The sequence below is a fragment of the Rhizobium sp. O111 genome, assembly GCF_055616315.1.
On the sequence record NZ_JBSHXL010000001.1, the window covers coordinates 887724 to 914394 of the forward strand.

The following is a 26671-nucleotide window of genomic DNA, read 5'->3' on the forward strand; positions in this document are numbered from 1 at the left end:
CTGAAATGATTATCGGTTGACCTGCGTAGATGGGACAGAAGGCAGGCGCGTCAACCGTTTGAAACCGTCACGCTTCGTCAAGCGCAAGGACGAAGGGCGCGTTTCCATCCGCATCGGCGCCACGGCCGATCGCCTTGATCGCCTTGACCAGCCGCCCATCGCGGCCAAGCAGTTGATCGCCGATCTCGATGATCCGCATGTTCGGCGTGGCATAGGGCGAGGCCGCGCGCAGACGCTGCGCCAACTCTTCCTCGCTCTGGTCCGGCCTCAGCGACAAGGCCGCGATCACCGCCGCAGCCGGCGAGCGCGATACGCCCATCCAGCAGTGAACGATGAGCGGCGCCGTCTGATCCCACCCCGCCGCAAAGTCGATAATCTCTCGGACATGCGTCTCATCGGGCGCCACGAGATTGCCCGTGCCCTTGAAGGCGATGTCGTTCATGTGGAGCAGCAGATGCCGGTGCGCCTGAATGACCGCCGGGCGATGGAAGCTCTGTTCCTTCGCCATCAGGCTGATCATTTCGCGGGCGCGGTGCCGCACGGCCATTTCGGCGATGCGGGCAAGTGGAGTCACGACGATCGAGGTCATGACTTGCCCCGCAGGCCGTCGATGACGGCGAAGCGCTCGCAAAACAGCCGCTGCGCCTCGATCGCCGGCAGCGGTGTCAACAAGAGCATCTCCTTGGTGATCCCGCGCGGCTGGCCGAAGAGCTTCTGCGCCTCGCTGGCGCTGAAGCCGGCAAGCTGCGACGCCTCGAAATAGGCCGCGATCGTATCGGCCTTCTTGATGTTGTCCTTGAGTTCTCGGGATGCATGCGGCGGCAGCCCGAACCTCAGATGGATCGCCGCCTCAAGCCTTTTCTCGACGGTCTTGTAGCCGCCGCCGACCACCGATTTGAACGGCGAAATCATGTCGCCGATCACATATTCGGGCGCATCGTGAAGCAGCGCCATCAGGCACTGGTCCGGCGTCGCCTCGTTCAGCCGCCGGAAGATGTCCTCGACCACGAGACTGTGCTGCGCGACCGAAAAGGCGTGATCGCCCGATGTCTGTCCGTTCCAGCGGGCAACGCGCGCCAGGCCGTGGGCGATATCGCTCACCTCGACATCGAGAGGCGAGGGGTCGAGCAGGTCGAGCCTGCGCCCCGAAAGCATGCGCTGCCAGGCGCGGGGAGCCTTCGTCGTCAAGCGCTGGCCTCGTCGGAGGCGGCCGGAAAGACGAGCGCGGACCATGCGGGCAGCGCAACCGTCACGGTGACGTCGCCGGCAAGCAGTGGCGTACCCGACGACATGGCCTCACCGGCGCGATCGATTCGGATGATGGCGAGCCCGCCATGTCCCGAGACCAACCCGAGCGTACCGACAGGCTTGCCGTTGGCTGTGATGTCGGTGCCGGAGGCGGGGAGCGGCTCGGTGCTGCTCACGGTCACGACGCGACGACGCGCCGTTCCCCGGTGCTGCATGCGCGACACCACTTCCTGGCCGACATAGCAGCCCTTCTTGAACGAGAGCCCGCCATTCAGGTCCATCAGCACGTCATGCGGAAAGGCGTCCTGAAGCGCGTAGTCGGAGCCGGATACGGCGACGCCATGCGCGGCGCGCAGCGCGTCGTAAAGCGCGATATCGTCGCTGCCATGCTCGCCCGGGCGGCGGAAAACGTTGATGCCCGCCTTGGCGAATCGGCTGTCCTTGAAGCCATCGGTCGAAGCGTCATCCCACGAGACGGTAACGCCATTGCCCTCGTCGGCAAGAGCCACGGCAGCACGCAGCTTGTACATCGTCAGCCGCTTCGTCAGCGCCTCGCGCTGGCTTTCGTCAGTCTCGATGATGAAGTCGTCGCCATCGCGCCAGATCATGAAATCGAACAGGATCTTGCCCTGTGGCGTCAGCAATGCGCCTGGGCGCGTCTCGGCTGCATCCAGCGACACGATATCGGTCGTGATCAAGTTCTGCAGAAAGGACTGGGCCTCGGCGCTGCTCACCCGGATGAGCGCGCGGTCTTTCAGAAATACGGCTGGCATGGCGCACCTGTCGCGTTGTTATCGCTCAGAAGTATGTCGTCGGAACGGGGATCGCAAGCATCAGTCGCCGGCGGTGAAGAACTTCCATTTGCCGTCGGCGGTGATGCCGAGGCGATAGAAATTGTAGCCGCCGAATTCCTGCATGTCCGCAAGATCGCCGGCGGTGACGATGCGCAAGAGCTCGACGCGCTCGGGCGGCGTCAGCTTTTTCAGGTCTTTCTCAGCAAAGTAAGGCCAGACATACATCTCGTCGGGGGTGCCCTGTCCGACATGGACGAAGCCCGTCGAGATGATGTCGAGAATGATCGCCAGGATCTCGTCGCCATCGGGGTCGCCCGAGAGATCCTTCAGGGCGCCGATCGGATCGTCGGTTGCTTCACCGACGCTGACCTGCGTCTGTGTCGCGCCAGTGCCGAACAGCGGCCGCAGCCGCTCGAGATCGCCGGAGGCGGCCGCTTCGACGATCTGCTCGCGCATGTGGCGAACCGGTTCCGGCACCTTGCTGATGTCGTAGAGAACCTCGACCGGCTTCGAGCTGTCCTGTGCGCCAGGCGTCGTGTCGGGGCTCTGGCCCGCCGGCTTGCTGATCACAGGGCCAGGCGCGGGCACGCCTGACGATGCGTCGGGCGCGCTCGGTGGCTTGTCGGTGGATGTGCCGTCGGAAGCGGTGGGGGTCTTTTGCAACTCTGACAGCGCAAACGCCGATGGGGCGCTCATCAGGCTGCTGGCACCGAGGCTGATTGCAAGCAAAAGCGGCGCGATCGCGGGCCGCGAAGCATTGTTCATATCGGTGCGCATGGAACTCTCTGTGTTATTGCAGGGTGCGGGTCGGAGAAAACTCACCGGCCAGCATGCGTTCTCGCAACGATTCCAGCAAGGCTTCCGCGTTCTTTTCGCCGTGCAGGCGGATGGTTTCGCGAAGCGCGTGAATGATTGCCGTGTCGGCGATGATCTCGGGTTCGATACCGTCGGCCATGCCGTCGGCCCAGGCTTCGTTATGGTACTCCAGCGCCGCCTGCATCTTTTCGTGGACGATCATGTCGTCGATGTCGTTGAGGCTCGGTTCCATTAGCTTTTCCTCGAACTGCATGCCTTACTGTCTGGTTAACAACACTATCAGCCTTTTCCCAAAACGACACGTCCCCCTGTAAAAAGAGGTTAATTTATCGTTAATTTCCAAAGCGTGACGTAATTTCCGTGGCGAGTGTTGCGCCTTCGTTACGGTAGCGTTCTTCTGCCATGATCGCCGCCGGTGTGCAATCGGTATAAACGGAGGCAAAGGCGCGGTATCCGCGATTGAACGCCGCCGTCAGTTTCTCTTTCCGTGCGGGCTCATCTTTCGCTTCAGAATCAAGCAGTTGCTGCATTCGCGCGCGCCATTCCTCGCCGTTCTGAGCCTTGCAGAGCGTTCTCAGATAATGCACCGACCCGAGCACCTCGGCCAACCGGCCAAGCTTGTCGTCATAGGGAACGGTGACATCCTTAGGCGCGACCGATTCATCGGGCGCAACCGCTGTCGGCCCCTGCGCCGAGACAAATGTCGGTATCGCCGTGGAGACGCCAAGAACAACACACAACAAAACGCGGCGAAGGGGAATCATGTGCGTATTGGACACCCGGAAGGTGACGGCGACAAGGTGCGGGGTTGCCTTTCCCCTTGCTTATTCCCCTTCCTCACTTCCGGGCTGCTGCCAGCCGTTCGGCGCACTCAAGCACACTTTGCGGCGTCGGCAGCCGGCGAATCTCATCGACCGTGAACCAGCCGAGCGCCACCGCATCGTCGGCCGCCACGGCAGCCGAATCGGCATCGGCCTCGACGCGGAAAACCGAGAGAAAGAAGTGGCTGGTCAGCCGTCCGTCGGCGCCGTGCTGCTTCAGATCGTAGGTGGCGAAGATCTTTGGGTTGCGGGCACGGATACCCGTCTCCTCCTCGAACTCGCGCAACGCGGTCTGATCAGGGGTTTCCCCAGGCTCCGCTCTGCCGCCGGGAAAGGCGTACATATCCGCCGATGGCGGATTGCGCCGGAGCACCAGCAGAAACCGTCCGTCGCGCTCGAGAATCGCGGAAGATGCAGCTGTCGGATTGGAAGTCATCAGAAATGCCGTTTGTTGCTTGCCGGTGATCGCCGTCGCGTGCCTATCTCACTCAGGAAAACAATCTGATCCAAGCGATTCGAAGGCACGTGCCGTGACTTATATCATCTACGCCGCCGCGGCCCTCTTCGAGATTGCCGGTTGCTTCGCTTTCTGGGCATGGCTGCGCATGGGAAAGCCGATCTGGTGGCTGGCGCCCGGCATGGTGTCGCTGGCGCTGTTCGCCTGGCTCCTGACGCTGGTGCCGAGCGAAGCGGCGGGCCGCACCTTCGCGGCCTATGGCGGCATCTACATCGTGGCGTCGCTGATCTGGCTGTGGCTTGTCGAGCACCGCGTGCCTGACAGATGGGACATCAGCGGCGCTATTGTCTGCCTCGCGGGCACTGCGATCATCCTCTTCGCACCGAGAGGCTGAACCGACGGGACCATAACTGGCCGTTCTCTTGACCCTGAAAGGGCAGGGTGCAAATAGATTGGCATGTGTGGACGCTACGCCCTGACCATATCCCCCGAGGAGTTGAAGGAAGTTCTGGGTATCCTCGACCTTGAGGATTTTCCCGCGCGCTTCAACATCGCGCCGACTCAGCCGATTCTCGTGGTCGTCTCGGGCGAGGGACAGGAGAGGGGAAGCAACCTGCCGGACCGTCGTGCGCTTCTCGTTCGCTGGGGCTTTACGCCGGGCTGGGTGAAAGACCCCAAGGCGTTTCCGCTTCTCATCAACGCCCGCTCGGAAACAGCGATCGGCAAGGCGTCGTTCCGCGCCGCCATGCGCCATCGCCGCGTGCTCATTCCCGCCTCCGGCTTTTACGAATGGCATCGCCCTTCCAAGCAGAGCGGCGAGAAATCGCAGGCCTATTGGATCAAGCCGCGTCACGGCGGCGTGGTCGCCTTTGCAGGGCTCATGGAAACATGGTCCTCGGCCGATGGCTCCGAAGTGGATACCGGCGCGATTCTGACCACATCAGCCAATGCCGCCATGGCCCCGATCCACGACCGCATGCCCGTGGTCATCAAGCCCGAGGACTTCGCCCGCTGGCTGGATTGCAAGACGCAGGAACCGCGCGAGGTGGCCGATCTCATGCGGCCGGTCGAGGAGGATTTCTTCGAGGCGATACCGGTCTCCGACAAGGTCAACAACGTGGCCAATATGGGCGAGGACCTGCAGACCCCAGTGCCGCTGGAAAAGCCGCTGCCGCCCGCTGACAAGAAAAAGCCGGATGACGGCCAGCTCAGCTTCTTCTGATTCGATATCCCCACCGCAGTCACATCCGGAAAATCACATGTTCTCCATTTCGGCCGCGCTCTCAGGCCTCTTCCTCGGCGCTTCCCTCATCATCGCCATCGGCGCCCAGAATGCCTTCATTCTGCGGCAGGGACTGCTGCGCTCGCATGTCTTCGTGCTGTGCCTGATCTGCGCGCTGTCGGATGCCCTATTGATTGCCGCAGGCGTCGCCGGTCTCGGCACGCTCGTCTCGCAATCGCCGACGCTGATTATCGCCGTCAGCCTCGGCGGCATGCTGTTTCTCGGCACTTACTCGTTCATGGCGTTCCGGCGCGCGCTTCAGCCCGGCGCGATCGAGGCGGGTACGCCTGAGCCGCTGGGGCTGAAGGCGGCTGTGGCCACGTGCCTGGCCTTTACCTTCCTCAATCCGCACGTCTATCTCGACACGGTCGTCCTGCTCGGCAGCTTGTCGGCCGCCTATCACGGCGTGGATCGCCTGGCTTACGGCCTTGGGGCCGCGGCTGCGTCATTCATCTGGTTTTTTGGTCTGGGCTACGGTGCGCGTCTGCTGCAACCGGTCTTTGCCAAACCCGCCGCATGGCGGGTTCTCGACGTGCTCATCGGCATCGTCATGGCGCTTCTGGCCATCAGCCTCGGCGCCCGTGTCCTGATGTCGTGATCAGGCGATCTTCTTGGCGAGCGCCGGCTTCTTCAGCATCAGCGCTGCAGCCAGAACAGCCTTCAGGCCGAGCGGGCGGTAGTGCGCGCTGAGATCGGTCTTTGCAGGCTGTTCCACATTCGTCTTCTTCGGGGTCACGTTACTCTCCTTAACTTCTGTCCCTAGACTCTTATATTTATTGCTCTTTTGCCCGAAATAGCGACAAAATGGAGGCAAGACACATCATGATTTGTGTCGCCAAACCATAATTCGCGAGCCTTGAGCGAAGCGGGACAGGTCAGGATTGTTGGGGGTACGTCAGATGTGACGGCCGATATCGTCTTCGCCGACACCCGGCTCTTCGATCGTCAGCGTCCCGTATTTGCGCTTCCACTTGCGCGCGCCGAACGGCAGCGTGCAGAGGTAGACCACGGCGGTGAGCGACATGACTTCCCACGTGAAGCTCGACAGCATGGCGACATAAAGCACCACGCCAAGCATCATCGGCAGCACAAGATCACGCCGAAGCTTGGTGCCTTCCGATTTGCCCGACCAGACCGGCAGGCGGCTGATCAGCAGGAAGGCGATAAGCACCGTATAGGCGGCGGAGAGATAGCCGAAGGTCTTGTCGGTCGTCATCCCGAGGAAGCCGAGATAGACCGGCAGAAGCACCAGCATGGCGCCGGCAGGCGCCGGCACGCCGACGAAATATTCCGACTGCCAGCTCGCCTTGTTCTCGCGCTCCGACATGACGTTGAAGCGCGCCAGGCGCAGGCCGGCAGCGATGGCATAGATGAGAGCCGCGATCCAACCGAGCGAACGCGCCTGGTCTAGCGCAAAGACATAGACGACCAGCGCCGGTGCCACACCGAAATTGACGATATCGGCCAGCGAATCCATCTGCGCGCCGAACTTCGAAGTCGCCTTCATCAGCCGCGCAACGCGCCCATCGATACCATCGAGGAACGCGGCGACCAGCACCATGCCGACGGCAAGCTCGTAACGATTCTCGAAGGCAAGCCGAATGCCGGTCAGGCCGGCGCAGATCGCGAGAATTGTGATCAGGTTGGGAACGACCAGCCGCAACGGAATCTCGCGAAGCCGTGGCCCACGTCCCGAATCATCGGGTGGGCCATTGGGTTCGAAAGGCGGGAAGGGCGTTTCCATGATCGCGCTCCTAGTGGTTCTCAGGCGCGGCGGCTGACGACAGGGCCCTTGGCGGAGCCGAATTCGGCCAGCACCGTTTCACCTGCGATTGCCGTCTGGCCGAGTGTCACGCGCGGCTGCGCGCCCTCGGGAAGGAAAACGTCGAGGCGCGAGCCGAAGCGGATCAGGCCGAAGCGCTCACCGGCATCCAGCGGTTCGTTGGCATTGGCCCAGCAGAGAATGCGGCGCGCCACGAGGCCGGCGATCTGCACGACGCCGATCTGGCCGTGGGCTGTCTCGATGACGAGGCCGTTGCGCTCGTTGTCTTCGCTGGCCTTGTCGAGCTCGGCGTTGACGAAGCTTCCCGAGCGGTAATTGACGCTGACGATGCGGCCGCGCATCGGGGCGCGGTTCACATGGCAGTTGAAGACGTTCATGAAGACGGAGATGCGCAGCATCGGCGCCGAACCGAGGTTCAACTCCGCCGGCGGCACGACCATTTGCACGGAGGACACCTTGCCGTCCGCGGGCGAGATCACCAGATCGTCGTCCTGCGGCGTCATGCGCTCCGGATCACGGAAGAAATAGGCGCACCACAGCGTCAGGATCAGGCCGATCCAGAACAGCGGCTTGAAGATCCAGCCGAGAATGAGGGAGGCCACGAAGAAGGCCGCGATGAAGGGATAACCTTCCTTGTGCACCGGAACGATCGTGTTGCGTACCGTATTGAACAAGCTCATGTATGCCGCTCTCCTAGCGTTTTCGTTTCCGCTGGTTACAGGGAAACACTCTTGGGGGCAATGCCGATGCCCTCTCATGCACATCTAAGCTTGCTGATGAACGGCAAGCGTCTGCGGGCTCAGGTGGCAGGCGCCAGCCGGTTGACCACGCCGAGATCGTCGTTCTCGCGGACCTGCTTCAGATGTTCCTCGGCCTGCGTCGCCTCGCGCTGGCGGCTCCACATGGATGCGTAGAGGCCGTTCTTCAGCAACAGTTCGGCATGCGTCCCGCGCTCGGCAATCTCGCCGGCCTTGAGCACGATGATCTCATCGGCGCCGATCACGGTCGAAAGACGGTGAGCGATAACAAGCGTCGTGCGGTTCTTCGAGACGACGTCGAGCGCGGTCTGGATCTCGCGTTCCGTCGTCGTGTCGAGTGCGGATGTCGCCTCGTCGAGGATGAGGATCGGCGGGGCCTTCAGGATCGTGCGGGCAATGGCCACGCGCTGCTTCTCGCCGCCCGAAAGCTTCAATCCGCGCTCGCCGACCATGGTGTTGAACCCTTCAGGCAGAAGGTCGATGAAGTGGGCGATCTGCGCGATCTCGGCCGCGGTCTTCACCTCCGCCTCGGTGGCCGAAGGCCGGCCGTAGCGGATGTTGTAGGCAACCGTGTCGTTGAAGAGCACGGTATCCTGCGGCACCATGCCGATCGCGGTGCGCAGGCTCTTCTGCGTGACCCCACGCACATCCTGGCCATCGACGGTGATGGAGCCGCTCTGGATGTCATAGAAGCGATAGAGCAGCCGCGACATGGTCGACTTGCCGGCCCCTGACGGTCCGACGATCGCCACCGTCTTCCCAGCCGGCACGTCGAACGAAATCCCCTTCAGGATCGGGCGCGCCGGGTCGTAGGCGAAATGCACGTCCTTGAACGAGATGGCGCCCTGCTCGATGTTCAGCGGCTTCGCATCGGGGGCGTCCTTCACCTCGGCCTGTACCTCGAGCAGGTCGAACATCTGCTCGATATCGGTCAGGCCCTGGCGGATTTCGCGATAGACGAAGCCGATGAAGTTGAGCGGCACGGAAAGCTGCAGCAGCATGGCGTTGACGAAGACGAAGTCGCCGACGGTCTGCTCGCCGCGCTGCACGGCCAGCGCCGAGAGGATGAGCATCACTGTTGTGCCGAGGCCGAAGATGACGCCCTGGCCGAAGTTGAGCCAGCCGAGCGACGTCCAGACGCTGGTCGCAGCCTTCTCGTAGCGCGCCATCGAGGAATCGAAGCGCTTGGCCTCCATGTCCTCATTGCCGAAATATTTGACCGTCTCGAAGTTCAGAAGCGAATCGATCGCCTTGGTATTGGCGTCCGTATCGCTGTCGTTCATCGTCTTGCGGATGGAGATGCGCCAGTCGCTGGCCCGGATGGTGAACCAGATATAGGCCCAGACGGTGAAGGCAGTGACCGCCAGATAGGAGAAGCCGTAGCCCCACCAGAATATGATGGCGGTGAGCAGGAACTCGATCAGCGTCGGCACCGAGTTCAGGATCGTGAAGCGAACGATCGTCTCGATGCCCTTCGTCCCGCGCTCGATGATCCGCGACAGGCCGCCCGTCTTGCGCTCCAGGTGAAAGCGCAGCGACAGTTCATGCATGTGCACGAAGGTCTTGTAGGCAAGCTGGCGCACTGCGTACTGGCCGACGCTGGCAAACAGCGCGTCGCGCAGCTGGTTCAGGCCGAGCTGGATCAGCCGGGTGAGGTTATAGGCGATGACGAGCGCGATGGCGCCGACGAGGAGATCCGGCACCTTGCCTGCAAGGTCGGACTTGCCGTTCAGCGCATCCGTCGACCACTTGAAGAAATAGGGCACGAGCAGCAGCACGAACTTCGATATGAGCAGGTAGACCGATGCCCAGACGACCCGCATCTTCAGATCACCGCGCCCCGTCGGCCACATGTAGGGCCAGAGATTGAAGAGGGTCCGCAACAGATTGGAATCTGAAACTGTCTTGCCGTTTGCCATGCATGTCTCCGGCCCGCGTCAGGCCCTGGAAGTGTCGTGTTGTCGGCAAAGAGGGGAAGGGAGCAGCGCAAAGCCGCCGCCTGACATGATCGCCGTCAACGCCAAATAGGGTTGCGGGCGGAGCAATACAACATAAGAAGATCAAAGGAAAAGAGAGGCCGGCAGTCATATCGACGCCGGCCCCCGGTAATCTTCAGTAATCCTGTCTGTCCTAGAGATGCTCGCCCGACATACGCTTGCGGTGCATCTCTTCCGCGTTGGGCAAAGCGTCCTTCGGAAGGCCGAAGACCTGGCCCGGCAGAATGCGATCCGGATTGACGATCTTGTCCTCGTTGGCGACGTAGATCGTCGTGTAGCGCACGCCCGCGCCATAGATGCGGCGCGAGATCTGCCACAGCGTATCGCCACGGCGGATGATCACGGTTTCCTTGCTCTCCTGCAGCGGCGCCTGCTCGATGGTCGCGGGACCAGCGTCGCCGCTCGCAACCTCGTTTGCAGGGGCAGCCGGTACCGCGGGTGCAGCCGGCGGCGCCGTCAGATCGGCAACCATCTGGCCGAGCTTGGCGAGTGCGGCGCCGACCGAGCTGGCATCGCGCGGCAGCGATTGCAGCAGCTTCAGCGCATCGCTCGCCTTCATCGAAGCGGTGGTGACACGCTCCTTGAAGTCGGCAGTCGCATCGGCGGCGGCACGGAAATCGACGATCGACTTCAACGCGAACTCGTTGGCCGAGCGCGCGGCCGCGAGCTGCTCGTTGCCGGGCACCTTGCCGTCGCTGAACAGGCCGCTCAGAAGCGCGAATGCCTTGGCCGCATCGTTCTTCAGCTTGCCGAGCGCGCCTTCGTCGAGCGAGACCATCGGCGTCGCCGCGTTGCCCGTGGATGTGCCGGACTGCGCCGCTACCGTGACCTGGTTGCCTTCGGGGCGGTTGAAGTTGACGGACGCGCGAACCAGAACCTTGCCGGCCGCATCGACGACATCGACGCGGATCTTGTGGTCGCCGACGGCAAGCGGCATTACGCCGTCGATGACGAAGTGGCCATCCGCGCCGGCCTTGGCCTTGCCGATCAGCTTGTCGTCGGCATAGCCGAACACATTGGCTTGAGGCTTCGCGGTGCCGGCGACGAAGATCTTGTCGCCTTCGATTTCGACGGCATTGACCCGGACATCAGCCGGTGCGGCTGCTGTTGCCGGCGCCGTTGCCGTCTCCGCTGTCGCGGGAGCCTGTGCCTGCGGCGCTGCCGAGGCCTCGTCGGTCGGGGCGGCGTTGTTGGCTGCTGCCGGAGGCGTCACGCCAGGCGCGGTGATGATGCGGCTGGCGGCGCCCGGCTTGGAGACCATGGCGAGCAGCTGCGATGCATTGCCGTCCTTGGGGATCGAGATCGTGGCGATCTCTTCCGAGGTCGTCACCTTGCCATCCTTGGCAGTCGCGCGCAGCTGCAGCTGGTGGTCCCCGGCGGCAAGCGGATTGTCGAGAACCGCGACGAAATCGCCATTGTCGCCGACATCGGTGCCCATCAGCACTTTGTCGCCGTCGAGGATTTCAAGCTTGCTGTTCGGCTCGGCGGAACCGGCGATAACAGTGGAGCCGTCGGGCTCGACACGCAGCACGTCGAAGGTCGGCAGCTTCGGGCCTTCGGCAACCGGTGCGGCGTTGTCCTGCGTCTGAGGTGCGGCCGGTTCCGGCGCGCCCGTGAGGGCGGCTTCGGCACGTGCAATCGCGGCTGCTGCGTCAGCGATGTTTTCGGGCAGCGCCTGGATGATGGAGAGCGCCTTGGCGGCGCCGGCCTTGGCCTTGTCGATCGCGGCTGTGGTGATCGGGTTGGTACCCTCGGGGGTCGCGAAATCGGCGAGTGCCTGAAGCGCTCCGATAGTCTTCGTCTTGGCGCTTGCGAAAACGTCGTCGGTCGGGCCCTTGCCGTCGGCAAACAGTGCCTTAAGTTCGCCAAGTGCCTGTCCGGCTGCCGTTGTCAGGCCGCCGAGCTTCTGCGCGGTTGCGGCATCGTCGGGGGCCGACGGACGCGAGGTCTTGGCGGATTCGGTTACGGTTTTCTTGACCTCGGAGCTTGCCTGATTGATTGCGTCACCAACCTTGCCGGCATCGCCGCCGATACGCGGCATGACGACAAAGACCATCAACAGAATTGCGATTACAAGCACTGCAAGGGCCAGCAAGCCGGCACGGTTTTTCATCATCAGGTCTCCCCAAGCGGCAATCTTGCCAGACTTCCTGAAATTGCTAGCGATTCCCGTTGCTTTGCACAAGCAGTCAAAGTAGCCGGGCAAATGTAAGATGTATGTTTTCCGTCATTTTTCTTGACTGGACCCAGAGAGAATAGTTGTTTGCTCCCATGACAGATCAATCTCATTCCATTCGCTCCATCTGTGTCTATTGCGGTTCGCGCCCCGGTAGCGACCCAAGCCACATGGCCGCCGGCCGCGCGCTGGGCAAGGAGATCGCCGATTACGGCCTGCGCCTGATCTATGGCGGCGGCACCAAGGGGATCATGGGGGCGGTTGCGAGCGGTACGCTCTCGAACGGCGGTCAGGTGACCGGCATCATTCCCGAATTCTTGATCGACATGGAGGCGACCCGCCACTCCCTCGGCCAGCTCAACGAGTTGATTGTAACGCCTGACATGCATGCGCGCAAACATACGATGTTCGAGCGCTCCGATGCCTTCGTGGCGCTTCCGGGCGGAATCGGCACGCTGGAGGAAATCATCGAGATCATGACCTGGGCGCAGCTCGGCCGTCACGAGAAGCCGATGATCTTCGCCAATATCAACGGTTTCTGGGATCCGATGATGGAGCTCCTGCGCCACATGACGGACGAGGGCTTCATCCACACCGCCCACCGGGTGCAGCCGCTGGTCATCGACTCTATCGAAGAGATCATCCCGGCGATCATGGCGCAGGCCGCCGAAGTCGCGAGCGACCGCGACGGCGAGGAAGCCGTTATCTCGAAATTATAATTGCGGGGGCTTATCGCCCCCGACTGCCTCTCAGCATCGACCACGTATAGAGGAAAAGCCCCGCCCAGATCAGCGGGAAGGCAATCATGCGCGCGGTGCCAAGCGGTTCCTTGAAGATGAAGACGGCGATCAGGAAGATCATCGTCGGCGCGATATACTGCATGATGCCTATCGTCGACAGCTTCAGGAGCTTGGCGCCGTTGGCGTAGATCATCAACGGTACCGCCGTCACCACGCCGCAGCCGAGCAGAAGCGCGGTATCCGCCCAGCCCGTGCGATAGAGATGGCCCGTGCCGCTGCCGAGCTCCAGGTAGAGAATGTAGAAGAAGGCCGGGACGCTGAGGATCAGAACCTCAAGGAAGAATCCCTGGTTCGGTCCGAGCGGCAGGGTCTTGCGAAACAGCGCGTAGAGACCCCAGGAGATCGTCAGCGTTAGCGAAACCCACGGAACGCCGCCGCTATCGACCGCAAGCACGACGACCGCGAGGCCCGCCAGCACGATCGCGCCGATCTGCGCCGGACGCAGCTTTTCTTTCAGCACCACCGCGCCGAGGAAGATACTGAAGAGCGGATTGATGAAATAGCCAAGTGCCGCATCCAGCGAATGCCCGGCGCCGATCGCCCAGACATAGGTTCCCCAGTTGACCGTGATCAGCGATGCCGTCAGCGCCGCCATGGCGAGCATGCGCGGAGAGCGCAGCGCGATGCGGATGTCCTGCGTGCGGCCGAGTACGATGAGCACGATGCCGGCCAGCGGAAGCGACCAGAGGATGCGATGCGCGATCACCTCGGCCGGCGAAATATGCGCGACCGCCTTCATGTAGATCGGCAGGAAGCCCCAGAGTAGATAGGCCGTAAGCGCGAAGGCGAAGCCACGCGGACTGTCCTCGTTTTTCACGAGGGGAATGCTTGCATCGGCGGACATTGGGTGTTTCCATTGGTTCTTATGATTGGCACCCGATTAGCGCAAAGGCCGTGAATAGGCCAATTCATTTCATTGAAGCGATATTCGCTAATGCTGAATTATCAGGATCAGACCGTGGATGAAGCCGAGCTGAAAATCTGCCGCCGCGCATACGCCGTGCAAATGCTGGCCAAAGCCGGTGTCGATCGGGATGATGCGCTGCTGAACGCGTTCGCCACTGTGCCGCGCGAGGATTTCCTGGGGGCGCCGCCGTGGAAGATGCGGGACTGGAAGCGCTACGTGGACGTGCCCTCAACCGATCCGGTCGTTCTCTATCAGGACCTGCTCTTCGCGCTCCAGGCCGATCGCCAGGTCAACAATGGCAGCCCCAGCCTGCATGCGGGCGTCTTGCACCGGCTCGCGCTGCGCAAGGGCGAGACGGTCTGCCACATCGGCGCCGGCAGCGGCTATTACACCGCCATCATCGCCGAAATCGTCGGCGAGACCGGCCGCGTCGTGGCCGTCGAGTTCGATGCGGAGTTGGCGCAACAGGCCAGGCGCAATCTCGAGCGATACGCCAATGTCGAAGTGGTCCACGGAGACGGTCTCGAATGGCCCCGCGAGCCGGCGGATGCCGTCTATGTGAACTTCGCGCTGCACCACCCCGCCGAACCCTGGATCGACAGGCTCGCGGACGGCGGGCGCCTGCTGTTTCCGCTCGGCACGCCCGCCATGGGCGCCGAGGGACGGCTGCTTGGGGTGACCTCGCAGGCCGCCTTCTTCCTGATCGGCAGGGAGGGGGATGAGTTGAGCGCGCGTTTCCTGCAGCCGGTCAATTTCGTCTGGGGCGAGGGGATCTCGGGCGATCTCTCGACCTATGCCGCGCTTGATCGCGCCTTCCACGCCGGAGGGCTCAACCGCATTCACGCGCTGCGCTGGAATGCGGTCAAGACGGAGCAGGAGTGGTATTCGCAGGAGCGCTGGGGCCTCGTCATGGCGGCGCTCCATTGAGCGTTTCTATTCGGCCGCGATCTTTCCCGCCAGCTGTCGGTTCTTCATCAGCTTATAAATGACCGAATCCATCAGCGCCTGGAACGAGGCGTCTATGATGTTCTCCGACACGCCGACCGTCCACCAGCGCACGCCGTCGCTATCGGTGGATTCGATCAGGACGCGGGTGATCGCTTCCGTACCGCCATTGAGGATACGCACCTTGAAGTCGGCCAGAACCAGATCGTCGATCTCGTGCTGGTACTTGCCGAAATCCTTGCGCAGCGCGAGGTCGAGCGCGTTGACCGGGCCATCGCCTTCCGCCACCGACATGATGGTCTGGCCATCGACACTGAGCTTCACGACGGCCTCTGAAACGATCTTCACCTTCCCATGCGAATCGAAGCGGCGCTCGACCATCACCCGGAAACCTTCGACTGAGAAGAACTCGGGGATCGTGCCGAGCGTGCGGCGCGCCAAGAGCTCGAAGCTGGCATCCGCACCCTCATAGGCATAGCCGGAAGCCTCGCGGTCCTTTACCAGCGAGATCAGCCGGTCGAGCTTCGGATCGTCCTTGCCGACCTCGATGCCGCGCCGCTTCAGCGCGTTGATGAAATTCGCCTTGCCACCCTGGTCCGACACCATGACCTTGCGGAAATTGCCGACGCTTTCCGGCGTCACATGCTCGTAGGTGCGCGGGTCCTTCAGAAGCGCCGAGGCATGGATGCCGGCCTTGGTTGCGAAGGCGGAGGCGCCGACATAGGGCATCTGGTGATCGGGCGAGCGGTTCAGCAGCTCGTCGAAGGCATGCGACAGCCGCGTCAGGTTGAGGAGACGCTCGGGGTCGATGGCGGTCGTGAAGCGCGAGGAATAGGTTTCCTTCAGCGCCAGCGTCGGGATCAGCGTCACCAGATTGGCGTTGCCGCAACGCTCGCCGATACCGTTGAGCGTGCCTTGGATCTGCCGCACGCCGGCCTCGACGGCGGCGAGCGAATTGGCGACCGCCTGGCCGGTGTCGTTGTGCGCATGGATGCCAAGACAGTGCCCGGGAAAGCCCGACGCAATCACCGCCTCGACGATTTCGCGAACCTCGGGCGGCTGCGTGCCGCCATTGGTGTCGCAAAGCACGACCCAGCGCGCCCCGGCATCATGGGCCGCCTTGGCGCAGGCGAGCGCATACTGAGGATTGGCCTTGTAGCCGTCGAAGAAATGCTCGCAATCGACCATCGCCTCCTTGCCCGCCGCGACCACGGCCTTGACGCTCTCTGAGATGCTCTCGAGGTTCTCCTCGTTGGAACAGCCGAGCGCCACCTTGACGTGATAGTCCCAGCTCTTGGCGACCAGACAGACCGCGTCGCTCTTTGCCTGCAGCAGGGCGGTCAGTCCCGGATCGTTGGAGGCCGAAACACCGGCGCGCTTGGTCATGCCGAAGGCGACGAAAGAGGCGTTGCGGGTGCGCTTTTCGTTGAAGAAAGCCGTATCCGTCGGGTTCGCGCCCGGGTAGCCGCCCTCGATGTAATCCAGCCCGAACTCGTCGAGCATGGTGGCGATGGCGATCTTGTCCTCGACGGAAAAATCGATGCCCGGCGTCTGCTGTCCGTCGCGCAGCGTGGTGTCGAAGAGATAGATACGGTCTTTCATCGCGAAGCCTCCCAGGCCTTGAATGCTTTCATGTGGGGCACCCCCCCTCTGTCCTGCCGGACATCTCCCCCACAAGGGGGGAGATCGATTTGTGGCGAGCGGGTGCGCCCAGCCAATCTCCCCACCTGTGGGGGAGATGCCCGGCAGGGCGGAGGGGGCGTACACCCACCAGCGTCAGCTCATTTGCTCCGGAGAACCTTACTTCCCCGCAAACATATCCGTCGCCCGGATCAGCCTGTCGAGAATCCCCGGTTCCGAATAGGCATGCCCCGCCCCCTCGATCAGATGGAAATCCGCCTTCGGCCAGGCCTTGTGCAGCGCCCAGGCGTATTTGGCCGGGCAGGGCATGTCGTAGCGACCGTGGACGATGAGACCGGGAATGTCCTTCAGCTTGTGGGCGTCGCGCAGAAGCTGACCTTCCTCCATCCAGCCGGCATTGACGAAGAAGTGGTTTTCGATGCGCGCGAAGGCATAGGCGAACTCGGCGTCCTCGAACTTGCCGCTGGTCGAAGGCTCCGGCATCAGCGTGATCGTCTCGCCTTCCCAGATGCTCCAGGCCTTCGCCGCTTCGAGCCTGACCGCCTTGTCCTCATGGGTCAGCCGGCGGTGGTAGGCGTGCATCATCTCATGCCGCTCGTTCTCGGGGATCGGCGCGATGAAGCGCTCCCACTTGTCCGGAAACATCTCGGAGACGCCGAACTGATAGTACCAGTCGAGCTCGGCCCTCGTCAGCGTATAGATCCCGCGCACGATCAGCTCCGATACCCGCTCCGGATATTTCTCGGCATAGGCGAGCGCCAGCGTCGATCCCCAGGAACCGCCGAAAACCTGCCACTTCTCGGCGCCCGCCATCTCGCGAAGCCGCTCGATATCTGAAACGAGATGCCAGGTGGTGTTGGCGTTGAGATCGGCATGCGGCGTAGAGCGGCCGCAGCCGCGCTGGTCGAATAGCGTCACGTCGTAGAGCGCGGGATCGAACAACCGGCGATGGCTCGGCGCGATGCCGCCGCCGGGGCCGCCATGCAGGAAGACGGCCGGCTTCGCGCCCGGCGTGCCCGAGCGTTCCCAATAGATCACATGCCCGTCGCCGACATCGAGATGGCCCGATGCGTAGGGTTCGATTTCGGGATAGAGCGTTCTCAGAACTTCGGTCATATTTTCACGCCTTGGGCTGGCCAGATATTGGTGTCGTGATCGGGATGCTGGAAGGAGATGATCGCCTCCTGCCGCGCGTAGAAATCGGGGTCGGTATGAACCGGCTGGTCGAAGATCGTCTCGACCCAGGGGATGCGCGCCTCGTAGTTCACCTGGACCTGCGGCGCGAGATCGCTGCGATCGTCGAAGGTGCCGATCGCAAGCTCAAGCCCGCCGGGATGCCGGTAGATCATCGGCGTGCCGCAATCCTTGCAGAAGCCGCGCTCGATGTTGATGGACGACTGGAAGTAGCTCGGCGCCCCACGCGTCCACTCCATGCCCTCTTCGGGCGCCGTCACCAGTGCGGAGAAGAACCCGCCGAACTGCTTCTGGCACATCCGGCAATGGCAGATCGACGGTCGCCCGAGCTTGCCCGAGATACGAAAACGCACTGCGCCGCATTGGCACCCGCCGGTTCGGATGGGTTCGCTCATGATGATGCTCCAGATGGCCATTCGGCCGTGTCGTGGTCGGGATGTTGATGGTTGCTCGCGGCAATCGCATTTTCGCGATCGGGCGTCTCTTCGTCGGGTTCGATGGGCAGGTCGTCGAGGTCGTGAAACCAGCGCATCTTGAGCCCGGTATTCGATTGCGCCACCGGCTTGACCGCCTGCGGATCGTCGAGCGTGCCGAGAACGAGGTTGATGGTATCGGCCTCCGGCGTGTCGTAGAAAAGCGGCGTCCCGCAGGCCGCGCAAAAGCCGCGCCGCACGAGGTCAGAGGATTGGAACCACGCTGGCTCGCCACGCGTCAGCGCAAACTCGGATCGTTTCGCGGCCGCCAGCGGCATGAAGTAGTTGCCGGAAGCCTTCTGGCACATGCGGCAATGGCACAGATGCGGATAGCCGAGTTCACCCGCCGCGCGATAGCGAACCGCGCCGCACTGACATCCTCCACTCATCGCCGCTGTTGTCGTCACGGACGCTTTTCCTCTGGCCAGGTTGCGGTGTCGTGGTCGGGATGCTGGTAGGAAACGAGATCGAGCACGAAGGGTGCCGACTCGGCATCGTCTTCGGTCACGCGGGCCGGCAGTTCGTGCAGGTGGTCGACGAAATCGATCTTGCGCTCGGTGCCGAACTGGATGACGGGCGGCAGCGCCGAGGGATCGTCGAAGGCACCGGCGGCAATCGCGATCCCATCCGGCGCCTCATAGGTCAGCGGTGTGCCGCAATCAGCGCAGAAGCCGCGCTCCACGACGTTCGACGACTGAAACCGCTTCCGCTCGCTCCGCGTCCATTCAAGCTCGGCGCCACGCACCGATACCAGCGGCGCATAATAGGCGCCGAATGCCTTCTGGCACATGCGGCAATGACAGATCGAGGAGTCCTTGAGCGTCCCCTGGACCCGGAAACGGATCGCGCCGCACTGGCAGCCGCCGGTGTAGGTTGAGGTCATGAGCTGTGCCTTCCTATGATCGTGAGGATATGCAGGCAGACATTGTCGACATCGCGCAGCACGTCGTCGTTCCAGAAGCGCAGGACTGTCCAGTGATCGGCCTCGAGGCGACGCGTCCTTCCTTCGTCATAGACAGCGTTCGATTCGCGCGCGTGCTGCGAGCCATCGATCTCGACGATAAGCCGATGCTGAGGGCAGGCGAAATCGACGATGAAGCCGGCGACGGGAACCTGTCTGCGAAAGCCGAGGCCCATCAGCCTGTGGGCCCGTAGTTCGTTCCAGAGTTTGAGTTCGGCGTCTGTGAGCGCCTGGCGCATGCGCTTGGCGTTGGCGCGGCGCTGCTGGGGAACGGGGGCATGGGTCATGGCATGCTCCTTCGTTAGCGCAGCGGGCGCGTTACCCCCCTCTGTCCTGCCGGACATCTCCCCCACAAGGGGGGAGATTGGATAGTAGCGATGACGCTGCCCAACGCAACGTCGAGCGAATCCGAAGCGTCGATGGCTGGGCCATGCGGTCACTTCCAGCCGATCTCCCCCCTTGTGGGGGAGATGCCCGGCAGGGCAGAGGGGGGTATCGCAGGCCGCAGCACTCAACATGACTACCGCTTCACCTCCCACGTCGTCACCCGCTCGCCGGTTGCCGCATCCTTGCCGTCCTTCAACTGCACGCCCTCGGCCAGCAGCGTGTCGCGGATCTTGTCGGCCTCGGCGAAGTTCTTGGCCTTCAGCAGTTCCAGCCGCGCCTTCACGCGCCGGTCGATCTCGATCGCCACCGCCTCGTCGATTTCCGCCATCTCGGGCAAAAGACCGAGCAGGGCGGCACTGGCGGCGTAGGTCGGCAGCAGCGATTTGTCGGCGTTGGCTTCCTGGGCCAGCGCATGCAGCGCCTGCACGGCAGCCACCGTGTTGAGGTCGTCTCGAAGCGCGCCGAGGACCGCCTCAGAGGGTGCGGCGTCGCCGGCGTCCGCCGCCGGCCACTTCGCCAGCAGGCGTTCGGCCTCTTCCAGGCGCTTGACCGAGAAATCGATCGGCTCGCGGTAATGCGTCATCAGCATGGCGAGGCGAAGTACCGCGCCCGGCCACTTGCGACCGCCGAATTTCTCAGTTGCCAGCAATTCGTTGATGGTGATGAAGTTGCCTTCCGACTTCGACATCTTGCGGCCTTCGACCTGAACGAAGCCGTTGTGCATCCACACATTCGCCATCACCTCGGTGCCATGCGCGCAGCGCGACTGGGCGATCTCGTTTTCATGGTGCGGGAAGATCAGGTCGAGCCCGCCGCCATGGATATCGAAGACGTCGCCGAGATAGCGCTGGCTCATCGCCGAGCACTCGATGTGCCAGCCGGGACGGCCGCGGCCCCAAGGGCTTTCCCAGCCGGGTTCGCTGTCGCTGGAGGCCTTCCAGAGAACGAAGTCGCCGGGGTTCTTCTTGTGCGCGTCGACGGCGATGCGGGCGCCCGCCTGCTGCTCGTCGAGCGGGCGCTTGGAAAGTTGCCCGTAATCCGCCATCGACTTGGTGTCGAACAACACCTCGCCCTCGGCCTCATAGGCATGCCCACGCGCAATCAGCCGCCCGATGATCTCGATCATCTGGGCGATATTGTCGGTCGCGCGCGGCTCCACCGATGGCTCGAGGCAGCCGAGTGCCGCCACGTCCTCGTGGAACTGCCGCGCCGTCTTCTCGGTCACGGCATGGATCGCGTCGTTGAGCGAGAGGCTCGGATGATCGCGCAGCGCCCGCGCGTTGATCTTGTCGTCGACGTCGGTGATGTTGCGCGCATAGGTGACGTGGTCGTCGCCATAGACATGCTTCAGCAGCCGGAAGAGAACGTCGAAGACGATGACGGGGCGGGCGTTGCCGATATGGGCGAAGTCATAGACGGTCGGGCCGCAGACATACATGCGCACATTGTCGGCGTCGATCGGTGCGAAGACCGTCCGTTCGCGCGTCAGCGTGTTGTACAGCTTGAGTTCCGGCGTCTTCGATCCCGACTGGCCGTCCATGTCTATTCTCCCAAAATGCCATAATCCGAAAAACAACGTGTCGCGACCGGCGGGCCGGGGCGTTTGTCATCTTGGCGTATTGGGAGACGAAAACGGCCAGGCCAGCGAGCGCGCTAGCGAATAATCTTCCGGCAGATGATGCAGGTAACCGTCTTCATGGCGGGTTTTATGGCCCGGCTTCGGGCATTGGTCAAGGGGGGTGAGACGCGGTCGGGCTGAGCCCGAGCAATCGATCCAGCGAATCGATTGCAGCGTCGAACGCCCGGAGCGCAAGCGAAGGGCCGGGCGGTCCAGATATCTCTCAAGCCCGCCCTATATCAGATGGGAACGATAGGCAAAACGGAGCCACCATTGAAGCGAATACATCAGGCCTTGCTTGCCGCCATCCTTCTGGCTGTCGCTTCAGCAGCCTATCTGGCATACGATCGCGCCATGGCCACTTTCTCTCCTCCCTCGCTCACCGATTATCCGATCCAGGGCATCGACATCAGCCACCATCAGGGCGCGGTCGATTGGAACGCTCTGGCGACGCAGCCGAATGTCCGTTTTGCGATCATGAAAGCGACGGAAGGCGGGGATCACCGAGACACCCGCTTTGCCGAGAATTGGCAGGCGGCAAAGAATGCAGGCATCGTCAGGGGCGCCTATCACTTCTTCACCTTCTGCCGCCCCGGCCGCGATCAGGCTCAGAACGTGCTGGCGACGGTGCCTTCCGAACAGGGAACGCTTCCGCTTGCCATCGATCTCGAATTCACCGGCAATTGCGGCAAGGTGCCGACACGCGAGGAACTGAGCGCCGAGATCCAGGCTTTCTTTGTGGAACTGAACGGCGCCTATCCCGGCAAGCCGATCTTCTACCTCGATCAGCCCTTCTTCGATCAATATCTAAAGGGGAATGAGGAGATGTTTCCCGCGCACCATCTCTGGCTGCGAAGCATCGCTGGGGAGCCGTCGGCGGGCGATTGCTCGAGATGGTCGATCTGGCAGTTCGCCGATACCGCCAGCCTTGCCGGCATCCAAGGCCCTGTCGATCTCAACGCGCTTTGCCCAGACGAGCCCGACCTAACGGGCCTCTTCCAGACCGCGGCGCAAGCGTCGCGGTAGCCGAAACGGCTTAGCCGGGCATCTGGTAGCCGACGAGCTTGTTCTCGCGCACGATGAACAGCTTGCCAGTCTCGGTGTAGTCGGGGGCGAGAAGCGGCATCATCGCCTTTGCAACCTCGGAAGGATGCGGCAGCGTTTCCGGATTTTCGCCCGGTACGGCCTGCGCGCGCATCGCGGTGCGCGTGGCGCCCGGATCGACGCTGGTGACGCGAAGAGGCGTGCTCTGCGTCTCGCCGGCCCAGGTGCGCGCCAAGGCCTCGACAGCAGCCTTGGACGCCGAATAGGCACCCCAGAACGGGCGGCAGCGATGGGCGGCAGCTGACGATAGAATAACGGCGCGTCCGGCTTCGGAGCGTGTCAGCAGCGGATCGACCGAGCGGATCAGCCGCCACGTCGCCGTGACGTTGATGGTCATCACCTTCTCGAACACCTTCGCCTCGATATGGCCGATCGGCGAGATCACCCCGAGCACGCCGGCATTGGCGACGAGAATGTCGAGCTTGCCCCAGCGTTCGAAGATCGAGGCGCCGAGCGCATCGATGGCGTTCATGTCGGCAAGGTCGAAGGGAACGAGCGTCGCCGAGCCGCCGACAGCCTTGATCGCATCATCGAGATCCTCGAGGCCGCCGACCGTGCGGGCGCAGGCGACGACATGCGCGCCGGCCTTGGCCAATTCGAGTGCGGTGAAATAGCCGATCCCGCGCGATGCGCCGGTGACGAGTGCGACCTTGCCGGTGAGATTGACGCTCATTGTAGCCTTATCCGTATGCGCGGGGAGGCGAGGGGCGCGATCGGCCCCTCGGTCGAAAGGTCAGTCGAGATCAGCCGTTGCTGGCCATGACGGCCAGCTTGCGGACATTGCTGGTGCTGTCGTTGTCGAGCAGGCGGGTCGGGTAGTCACCGGTGAAGTAGTGGTCGGTGAACTGCGGATTGGCCGCATCGCGGTTCTCGCCGCCGACAGCGCGATAGAGGCCGTCGATCGACAGGAATTCGAGCGAGTCGGCGCCGATATAGTCGCACATCGCCTGCAGGCTCGAATACTGGTTGGCGAGCAGCTTGTCGGCGTCAGGCGTATCGATGCCGTAGAAGTCGGGGAAGTAGATCATCGGGCTGGCAACGCGGATATGAACTTCCTTGGCGCCGGCATCGCGGATCATCTGCACGATCTTCAGCGAGGTCGTGCCGCGAACGATCGAATCGTCGACCAGGACGACGCGCTTGCCTTCGATCATCGCGCGGTTGGCCGAATGCTTCAGCTTCACGCCGAAGGCGCGGATCTGCTGCGTCGGCTCGATGAAGGTGCGGCCGACATAATGGTTGCGGATGATGCCGTATTCGAACGGAATGCCGCTCGCCTGCGCAAAGCCGAGGGCTGCCGGCGTGCCGCCATCGGGCACCGGCACGACGACGTCGGCCTCTACGGGGGCTTCCTTGGCAAGGTTGATGCCCATGTTCTTGCGCGCCGTGTAGACGCTGCGGCCGCCGACGACGGAATCAGGACGGGCGAAATAGACATATTCGAACAAGCAGAGGCGTTCCGGCTTCGGCTGGTCGGCCTTGCGGCTGTCGATGGTGATCGAGCCGTCGGGCTGGATTTCGCAGATGATGACTTCGCCGTTCTCGACGTCGCGAATGTATTTCGCGCCGATGATGTCGAGCGCGCAGGTCTCGGAACAGAAGATCGGCTTGCCGTCGAGTTCGCCCATCACGAGGGGGCGGATGCCGATCGGGTCGCGCGCGGCGATCAGCTTAGTGCGGGTCATTGCCAGCATCGAGTAACCACCTTCCATCTGGCGGATGGCGTCGATGAAGCGGTCGGAGGAGGAAGTCTGCTTAGAGCGGGCGATCAGGTGCAGCACTACTTCGGTGTCCGACGTCGCCTGGAAGATGGCGCCATCGGCGATCAGCATGCGCCGCATCGTCAGGCCGTTGGTGAAGTTGCCGTTATGGGCAACCGCAATGCCGCCGACTTCAAGTTCGGCGAACAGCGGCTGCACGTTGCGCAGTGCCACTTCGCCCGTCGTGGAGTAGCGCGTGTGGCCGATCGAGATGAAGCCCGGAAGCTTCGCCAGCGTTGCCGGATCGGTGTAGTGGTCGCCGACGAGGCCCATGCGCTTTTCGGTATGGAACTGCTTGCCGTCGAAAGTGACGATACCGGCCGCCTCCTGTCCACGATGCTGCAGGGCATGCAGCCCGAGCGCTGTCAGCGTTGCGCCATCGGGATGGCCGAGAACGCCGAAGACACCGCATTCCTCATGCAGCGTATCGCCATCGAGTTCGTCGTTGAGCGTGGAGGAATGGGACTGGTTCATTGATGCGGGCCTTTGCTCTCACAAGAATGGAATGGCACTTCCGAAAACGGCGTAAGCCCGGCGGAGCGTGTGCCCGGCCGGACCTTTAGTCGCGTCCCCCTCAAATGGCAACTGCCATAGGCTGGGTCAAGCTGTTGAACACTGCGTCAATTAGACGGCTGCTGTGCACCATTGGCAGGGGCGGGGGCGGCATCTTCGGCCGGCGCCTGATCGGAAGCCGGCGCATTGTCGCCTTCCGCATTGCCGCCCTGCGGCTGTAACATCTTCTCTGCGCTTGCGCGGAGTACCTGCGCGAATTCTGCAGGCAGAACCGACTGCATCTTCACGACCATCGAATCCAGAAATGGCTTCGACTTGGCATTGTTGACCCAGGCCGCGCCATGATCGGCGACCAGCCAGTTCCAGAAAGCGGTGGCGACGACGAGCAGAAGTATGCCTCTTGCCGCGCCAAACAGGAAGCCCAAAGTACGGTCGAGCGCGCCGATGCGGCTGTCGATGATGAAATCGGCAATCTTCATGGTGATGAAGGAAATCACGATCAGCGCGACCAGAAATACGACCGCGGCCGAGCCGACCAGCGCGATGCGGTCATCGTCGGTGTACTTCTTGGCGTAAGGCACGAGATAGGGGTAGAAATAATAGGCCGCGGCAGCCGAGCCGCCCCAGCTTGCGATCGAGAGCACTTCGCGGGAGAAGCCGCGCACCATGGCGAGCACGGCGGAAAAAAGCACGACGCCGATGACAATACCGTCGAAAATCGTAATGGGCATATAAATCCAACTCCAGGACGGCCGCCAATTCGCAGCTCAGTCGCGCCTCATTGCGTGCATCCTATATCATCACCTGTTGCGGCGATGAAAGGATCAAACCTCTTCTTCCACACGTCTCAAAGCGCCCTTCGAGCCGGCGATCCGGGCGACCAGATCCGGCAGGCTTTCGATCTCGCTCCAGCGCCCGCCCGTGCCCTTTGGCAGTTCGGCGGACCCCGATGGAAGCAGCGCTGCAGAAAATCCGAGCTTCTCGGCTTCTTTGAGGCGCTGGTTCGTGTGCGCAACCGGCCGGACGGCGCCCGACAGGCTGACTTCGCCGAAATAGACACAATCGGCGGGAAGGGCAATACCGGCAAGCGACGAAACCAGTGCGGACGCGACCGCCACATCCGCTGCCGGCTCTGAAATCCGGTAGCCACCCGCGATGTTGAGATAGACGTCGTGCTGCCCGAGCTTTACCCCGCAATGCGCCTCGAGCACGGCTAATATCATCGACAGCCGCGCCGAATCCCACCCGACGATCGCCCGTCGCGGCGTACCCAGCGATGTCGGCGCCACCAGCGCCTGCACCTCGACGAGGATCGGCCGCGTGCCCTCGATGCCGGCGAAAACGGCAGCCCCCGGGGATTTCTCGTTACGCTCGCCAAGGAAGAGCTCGGACGGGTTCGCCACCTCGCGCAAGCCCTTGTCCGACATCTCGAACACGCCGATCTCGTCGGTCGGCCCGAAGCGGTTTTTGACGGTACGGAGGATGCGGTAGTGATGGCCCCGGTCGCCCTCGAAATAGAGAACGGCGTCGACCATGTGCTCGACCACACGCGGACCGGCGATCTGCCCGTCCTTGGTGACGTGGCCAACAAGCACCATGGCGGCACCCGTCTGCTTGGCGAACTTGATCATCGCCTGCACGCCGGTGCGCACCTGCGTCACCGTGCCCGGCGCGGATTCGGCAAGATCGCTCCACAGCGTCTGGATGGAATCGATGATGACGAGGTCGGGCCGCTTGCCTTCGGCAAGTGTCGCCAGGATATCCTCGACATTGGTTTCGGCTGCGAGCAGCACATCCGTATCGGCTGCCCCAAGACGCTGAGCCCTAAGCCGTACCTGCGCGACCGCCTCTTCGCCCGAGACATAGATGATCCGATGCCCGCGCCGCGACAGTGCTGCCGCCCCCTGCATGAGCAGGGTCGACTTGCCGATACCGGGATCGCCGCCGATCAGCACCGCCGAACCGCGCACGAAGCCGCCGCCCAGCGCCCGGTCGAGCTCCGAAATGCCGGTATGGATACGCGGCGCTTCCTCGATTTCGCCCGACAGAGCGGTCAGCGCTACCGGGCGGCCTTTCTTCGGGGTCTTCGCCGGGCCACCACCGATCCCGCCCATCGGGTCTTCCTCGACGATGGTGTTCCACGCGCCGCAACCCTCGCATTTGCCGGCCCAGCGGCTGTGGATGGTGCCGCAGCCCTGGCAGATGAATTGTGTTCTTGCTTTTGCCATGAGGAAGG

Annotated in this window: 30 protein-coding genes; 6 read left to right on the forward strand and 24 right to left on the reverse strand. The window is 62.8% G+C overall.

Annotation, left to right across the window (positions count from 1 at the left end; translation table 11 throughout):
- Positions 1–67: 67 nt before the first annotated feature.
- The 7 genes from ACVTFQ_RS04445 to ACVTFQ_RS04475 all read right to left on the reverse strand — a co-directional run bounded on the left by ACVTFQ_RS04445 (position 68) and on the right by ACVTFQ_RS04475 (position 4115).
- On the reverse strand, positions 68–589 hold the full coding sequence (locus ACVTFQ_RS04445) for a tyrosine phosphatase family protein (RefSeq protein WP_112950676.1): 522 nt from the start codon (positions 587–589) through the stop codon (positions 68–70).
- Positions 586–1155 carry a YfbR-like 5'-deoxynucleotidase gene (locus tag ACVTFQ_RS04450; protein ID WP_409527879.1) on the reverse strand — a complete coding sequence of 190 codons (570 nt, stop codon included), beginning with the start codon at positions 1153–1155 and terminating at the stop codon, positions 586–588. Before ACVTFQ_RS04450 ends, ACVTFQ_RS04445 begins: the two co-directional genes overlap by 4 nt.
- Before the next feature lie 29 nt (positions 1156–1184).
- Entirely contained in the window at positions 1185–2021 is an 837-nt protein-coding gene (ygfZ, locus tag ACVTFQ_RS04455) for a CAF17-like 4Fe-4S cluster assembly/insertion protein YgfZ (protein ID WP_111561084.1), read from the reverse strand.
- Between the two features lie 60 nt (positions 2022–2081).
- A complete protein-coding gene (locus ACVTFQ_RS04460; protein ID WP_018898796.1) occupies positions 2082–2819 on the reverse strand; it encodes a hypothetical protein in 738 nt (245 codons plus the stop codon).
- A gap of 13 nt (positions 2820–2832) precedes the next feature.
- Positions 2833–3090, reverse strand: coding sequence for a hypothetical protein (locus ACVTFQ_RS04465; protein WP_018898795.1), 258 nt, complete (start codon positions 3088–3090; stop codon positions 2833–2835).
- Positions 3091–3190: 100 nt separating this feature from the next.
- Positions 3191–3622 (reverse strand): TIGR02301 family protein, encoded by a 432-nt coding sequence (locus tag ACVTFQ_RS04470; RefSeq protein ID WP_111561526.1) that lies wholly within the window; start codon positions 3620–3622, stop codon positions 3191–3193.
- Between the two features lie 73 nt (positions 3623–3695).
- Positions 3696–4115, reverse strand: a complete 420-nt coding sequence (locus ACVTFQ_RS04475) for an NUDIX hydrolase (RefSeq protein ID WP_111561085.1) — start codon at positions 4113–4115, stop codon at positions 3696–3698.
- A 94-nt stretch (positions 4116–4209) separates the two neighbouring features.
- Here ACVTFQ_RS04475 and ACVTFQ_RS04480 point away from each other — a divergent pair, with 94 nt between their 5' ends.
- From ACVTFQ_RS04480 to ACVTFQ_RS04490, 3 genes are all read left to right on the forward strand, one after another.
- Entirely contained in the window at positions 4210–4530 is a 321-nt protein-coding gene (locus ACVTFQ_RS04480; protein WP_111561086.1) for a YnfA family protein, read from the forward strand.
- A 63-nt stretch (positions 4531–4593) separates the two neighbouring features.
- A complete protein-coding gene (locus ACVTFQ_RS04485; RefSeq protein ID WP_111561087.1) occupies positions 4594–5358 on the forward strand; it encodes an SOS response-associated peptidase in 765 nt (254 codons plus the stop codon).
- Between the two features lie 37 nt (positions 5359–5395).
- Positions 5396–6016, forward strand: a complete 621-nt coding sequence (locus tag ACVTFQ_RS04490) for a LysE/ArgO family amino acid transporter (protein ID WP_111561088.1) — start codon at positions 5396–5398, stop codon at positions 6014–6016.
- On the opposite strand, the gene ACVTFQ_RS04495 is transcribed toward ACVTFQ_RS04490, so the two are convergent.
- The 5 genes from ACVTFQ_RS04495 to ACVTFQ_RS04515 form a co-directional block, all read right to left on the reverse strand.
- A complete protein-coding gene (locus ACVTFQ_RS04495; protein ID WP_018898789.1) occupies positions 6017–6154 on the reverse strand; it encodes a hypothetical protein in 138 nt (45 codons plus the stop codon).
- Positions 6155–6313: 159 nt separating this feature from the next.
- Positions 6314–7162: a CDP-diacylglycerol--serine O-phosphatidyltransferase gene (gene pssA, locus ACVTFQ_RS04500; RefSeq protein WP_018898788.1), complete on the reverse strand. Its 849-nt coding sequence runs from the start codon at positions 7160–7162 to the stop codon at positions 6314–6316.
- Positions 7163–7182: 20 nt separating this feature from the next.
- Entirely contained in the window at positions 7183–7965 is a 783-nt protein-coding gene (locus ACVTFQ_RS04505; RefSeq protein ID WP_470423676.1) for a phosphatidylserine decarboxylase, read from the reverse strand.
- A gap of 35 nt (positions 7966–8000) precedes the next feature.
- Entirely contained in the window at positions 8001–9878 is a 1878-nt protein-coding gene (locus ACVTFQ_RS04510; protein ID WP_111561090.1) for an ABCB family ABC transporter ATP-binding protein/permease, read from the reverse strand.
- Between the two features lie 211 nt (positions 9879–10089).
- Positions 10090–12072, reverse strand: coding sequence for an Ig-like domain-containing protein (locus ACVTFQ_RS04515; RefSeq protein WP_111561091.1), 1983 nt, complete (start codon positions 12070–12072; stop codon positions 10090–10092).
- 155 nt (positions 12073–12227) lie between these two features.
- Here ACVTFQ_RS04515 and ACVTFQ_RS04520 point away from each other — a divergent pair, with 155 nt between their 5' ends.
- Positions 12228–12851 carry an LOG family protein gene (locus ACVTFQ_RS04520; protein ID WP_026283057.1) on the forward strand — a complete coding sequence of 208 codons (624 nt, stop codon included), beginning with the start codon at positions 12228–12230 and terminating at the stop codon, positions 12849–12851.
- Between the two features lie 10 nt (positions 12852–12861).
- Here the strand turns inward: ACVTFQ_RS04520 and rarD are convergent, their stop codons facing one another.
- On the reverse strand, positions 12862–13776 hold the full coding sequence (rarD, locus tag ACVTFQ_RS04525) for an EamA family transporter RarD (protein WP_112437445.1): 915 nt from the start codon (positions 13774–13776) through the stop codon (positions 12862–12864).
- 90 nt (positions 13777–13866) lie between these two features.
- Between rarD and ACVTFQ_RS04530 the strand changes: the two genes are divergently transcribed.
- Positions 13867–14766: a protein-L-isoaspartate O-methyltransferase family protein gene (locus ACVTFQ_RS04530; RefSeq protein ID WP_111561093.1), complete on the forward strand. Its 900-nt coding sequence runs from the start codon at positions 13867–13869 to the stop codon at positions 14764–14766.
- A gap of 6 nt (positions 14767–14772) precedes the next feature.
- Here ACVTFQ_RS04530 and cimA read toward each other — a convergent pair whose 3' ends face one another.
- The 7 genes from cimA to cysS form a co-directional block, all read right to left on the reverse strand.
- Positions 14773–16386, reverse strand: a complete 1614-nt coding sequence (cimA, locus tag ACVTFQ_RS04535) for a citramalate synthase (protein ID WP_470423677.1) — start codon at positions 16384–16386, stop codon at positions 14773–14775.
- Positions 16387–16584: 198 nt separating this feature from the next.
- Positions 16585–17541, reverse strand: a complete 957-nt coding sequence (pip, locus tag ACVTFQ_RS04540) for a prolyl aminopeptidase (RefSeq protein WP_111561095.1) — start codon at positions 17539–17541, stop codon at positions 16585–16587.
- Positions 17538–18014 (reverse strand): GFA family protein, encoded by a 477-nt coding sequence (locus ACVTFQ_RS04545; RefSeq protein ID WP_111561096.1) that lies wholly within the window; start codon positions 18012–18014, stop codon positions 17538–17540. The genes pip and ACVTFQ_RS04545 overlap by 4 nt, the downstream gene beginning before the upstream one ends.
- Complete coding sequence (locus ACVTFQ_RS04550; protein WP_111561527.1) at positions 18011–18481, reverse strand: GFA family protein; 471 nt, start codon at positions 18479–18481, stop codon at positions 18011–18013. The genes ACVTFQ_RS04545 and ACVTFQ_RS04550 overlap by 4 nt, the downstream gene beginning before the upstream one ends.
- A 14-nt stretch (positions 18482–18495) precedes the next feature.
- Positions 18496–18975, reverse strand: a complete 480-nt coding sequence (locus tag ACVTFQ_RS04555; protein WP_112437295.1) for a GFA family protein — start codon at positions 18973–18975, stop codon at positions 18496–18498.
- Positions 18972–19340, reverse strand: a complete 369-nt coding sequence (locus tag ACVTFQ_RS04560) for an endonuclease domain-containing protein (protein WP_111561098.1) — start codon at positions 19338–19340, stop codon at positions 18972–18974. Before ACVTFQ_RS04560 ends, ACVTFQ_RS04555 begins: the two co-directional genes overlap by 4 nt.
- A 233-nt stretch (positions 19341–19573) precedes the next feature.
- The gene (gene cysS, locus ACVTFQ_RS04565) at positions 19574–20980 is read right to left on the reverse strand and encodes a cysteine--tRNA ligase (RefSeq protein ID WP_111561099.1); all 1407 of its coding nucleotides are present in this window, start codon (positions 20978–20980) and stop codon (positions 19574–19576) included.
- 432 nt (positions 20981–21412) lie between these two features.
- Between cysS and ACVTFQ_RS04570 the strand changes: the two genes are divergently transcribed.
- Entirely contained in the window at positions 21413–22084 is a 672-nt protein-coding gene (locus tag ACVTFQ_RS04570) for a glycoside hydrolase family 25 protein (RefSeq protein WP_409527878.1), read from the forward strand.
- Between the two features lie 10 nt (positions 22085–22094).
- Here the strand turns inward: ACVTFQ_RS04570 and ACVTFQ_RS04575 are convergent, their stop codons facing one another.
- From ACVTFQ_RS04575 to radA, 4 genes are all read right to left on the reverse strand, one after another.
- Positions 22095–22835, reverse strand: coding sequence for an SDR family NAD(P)-dependent oxidoreductase (locus ACVTFQ_RS04575; protein WP_111561101.1), 741 nt, complete (start codon positions 22833–22835; stop codon positions 22095–22097).
- A gap of 70 nt (positions 22836–22905) precedes the next feature.
- Positions 22906–24396 carry an amidophosphoribosyltransferase gene (purF, locus tag ACVTFQ_RS04580; protein WP_111561102.1) on the reverse strand — a complete coding sequence of 497 codons (1491 nt, stop codon included), beginning with the start codon at positions 24394–24396 and terminating at the stop codon, positions 22906–22908.
- Between the two features lie 146 nt (positions 24397–24542).
- Positions 24543–25166, reverse strand: coding sequence for a CvpA family protein (locus tag ACVTFQ_RS04585; RefSeq protein ID WP_047513382.1), 624 nt, complete (start codon positions 25164–25166; stop codon positions 24543–24545).
- A 93-nt stretch (positions 25167–25259) separates the two neighbouring features.
- Positions 25260–26663, reverse strand: a complete 1404-nt coding sequence (gene radA, locus ACVTFQ_RS04590; RefSeq protein WP_018898771.1) for a DNA repair protein RadA — start codon at positions 26661–26663, stop codon at positions 25260–25262.
- Positions 26664–26671: the final 8 nt, after the last annotated feature.

Excerpts from the sequence above, each read along its gene's own strand:
- purF (WP_111561102.1), bottom strand. The coding sequence starts at position 24,396 with ATGAACCAGTCCCATTCCTCCACGCTCAACGACGAACTCGATGGCGAT.
- ACVTFQ_RS04570 (WP_409527878.1), top strand. The coding sequence starts at position 21,413 with ATGGCCACTTTCTCTCCTCCCTCGCTCACCGATTATCCGATCCAGGGC.
- ACVTFQ_RS04515 (WP_111561091.1), bottom strand. The coding sequence starts at position 12,072 with ATGATGAAAAACCGTGCCGGCTTGCTGGCCCTTGCAGTGCTTGTAATC.
- ACVTFQ_RS04585 (WP_047513382.1), bottom strand. The coding sequence starts at position 25,166 with ATGCCCATTACGATTTTCGACGGTATTGTCATCGGCGTCGTGCTTTTT.
- ACVTFQ_RS04550 (WP_111561527.1), bottom strand. The coding sequence starts at position 18,481 with ATGAGTGGAGGATGTCAGTGCGGCGCGGTTCGCTATCGCGCGGCGGGT.
- ACVTFQ_RS04505 (WP_470423676.1), bottom strand. The coding sequence starts at position 7,965 with ATGTGCATGAGAGGGCATCGGCATTGCCCCCAAGAGTGTTTCCCTGTA.
- ACVTFQ_RS04445 (WP_112950676.1), bottom strand. The coding sequence starts at position 589 with ATGACCTCGATCGTCGTGACTCCACTTGCCCGCATCGCCGAAATGGCC.
- ACVTFQ_RS04520 (WP_026283057.1), top strand. The coding sequence starts at position 12,228 with ATGACAGATCAATCTCATTCCATTCGCTCCATCTGTGTCTATTGCGGT.
- ACVTFQ_RS04460 (WP_018898796.1), bottom strand. The coding sequence starts at position 2,819 with ATGCGCACCGATATGAACAATGCTTCGCGGCCCGCGATCGCGCCGCTT.
- ACVTFQ_RS04510 (WP_111561090.1), bottom strand. The coding sequence starts at position 9,878 with ATGGCAAACGGCAAGACAGTTTCAGATTCCAATCTGTTGCGGACCCTC.
- ACVTFQ_RS04450 (WP_409527879.1), bottom strand. The coding sequence starts at position 1,155 with ATGCTTTCGGGGCGCAGGCTCGACCTGCTCGACCCCTCGCCTCTCGAT.
- ACVTFQ_RS04470 (WP_111561526.1), bottom strand. The coding sequence starts at position 3,622 with ATGATTCCCCTTCGCCGCGTTTTGTTGTGTGTTGTTCTTGGCGTCTCC.
- cysS (WP_111561099.1), bottom strand. The coding sequence starts at position 20,980 with ATGGACGGCCAGTCGGGATCGAAGACGCCGGAACTCAAGCTGTACAAC.
- ACVTFQ_RS04575 (WP_111561101.1), bottom strand. The coding sequence starts at position 22,835 with ATGAGCGTCAATCTCACCGGCAAGGTCGCACTCGTCACCGGCGCATCG.
- ACVTFQ_RS04485 (WP_111561087.1), top strand. The coding sequence starts at position 4,594 with ATGTGTGGACGCTACGCCCTGACCATATCCCCCGAGGAGTTGAAGGAA.
- rarD (WP_112437445.1), bottom strand. The coding sequence starts at position 13,776 with ATGTCCGCCGATGCAAGCATTCCCCTCGTGAAAAACGAGGACAGTCCG.
- ygfZ (WP_111561084.1), bottom strand. The coding sequence starts at position 2,021 with ATGCCAGCCGTATTTCTGAAAGACCGCGCGCTCATCCGGGTGAGCAGC.
- ACVTFQ_RS04560 (WP_111561098.1), bottom strand. The coding sequence starts at position 19,340 with ATGACCCATGCCCCCGTTCCCCAGCAGCGCCGCGCCAACGCCAAGCGC.
- radA (WP_018898771.1), bottom strand. The coding sequence starts at position 26,663 with ATGGCAAAAGCAAGAACACAATTCATCTGCCAGGGCTGCGGCACCATC.
- ACVTFQ_RS04530 (WP_111561093.1), top strand. The coding sequence starts at position 13,867 with ATGCTGAATTATCAGGATCAGACCGTGGATGAAGCCGAGCTGAAAATC.
- ACVTFQ_RS04490 (WP_111561088.1), top strand. The coding sequence starts at position 5,396 with ATGTTCTCCATTTCGGCCGCGCTCTCAGGCCTCTTCCTCGGCGCTTCC.
- pssA (WP_018898788.1), bottom strand. The coding sequence starts at position 7,162 with ATGGAAACGCCCTTCCCGCCTTTCGAACCCAATGGCCCACCCGATGAT.
- ACVTFQ_RS04465 (WP_018898795.1), bottom strand. The coding sequence starts at position 3,090 with ATGGAACCGAGCCTCAACGACATCGACGACATGATCGTCCACGAAAAG.
- pip (WP_111561095.1), bottom strand. The coding sequence starts at position 17,541 with ATGACCGAAGTTCTGAGAACGCTCTATCCCGAAATCGAACCCTACGCA.
- cimA (WP_470423677.1), bottom strand. The coding sequence starts at position 16,386 with ATGAAAGACCGTATCTATCTCTTCGACACCACGCTGCGCGACGGACAG.
- ACVTFQ_RS04545 (WP_111561096.1), bottom strand. The coding sequence starts at position 18,014 with ATGAGCGAACCCATCCGAACCGGCGGGTGCCAATGCGGCGCAGTGCGT.
- ACVTFQ_RS04475 (WP_111561085.1), bottom strand. The coding sequence starts at position 4,115 with ATGACTTCCAATCCGACAGCTGCATCTTCCGCGATTCTCGAGCGCGAC.
- ACVTFQ_RS04555 (WP_112437295.1), bottom strand. The coding sequence starts at position 18,975 with ATGACCTCAACCTACACCGGCGGCTGCCAGTGCGGCGCGATCCGTTTC.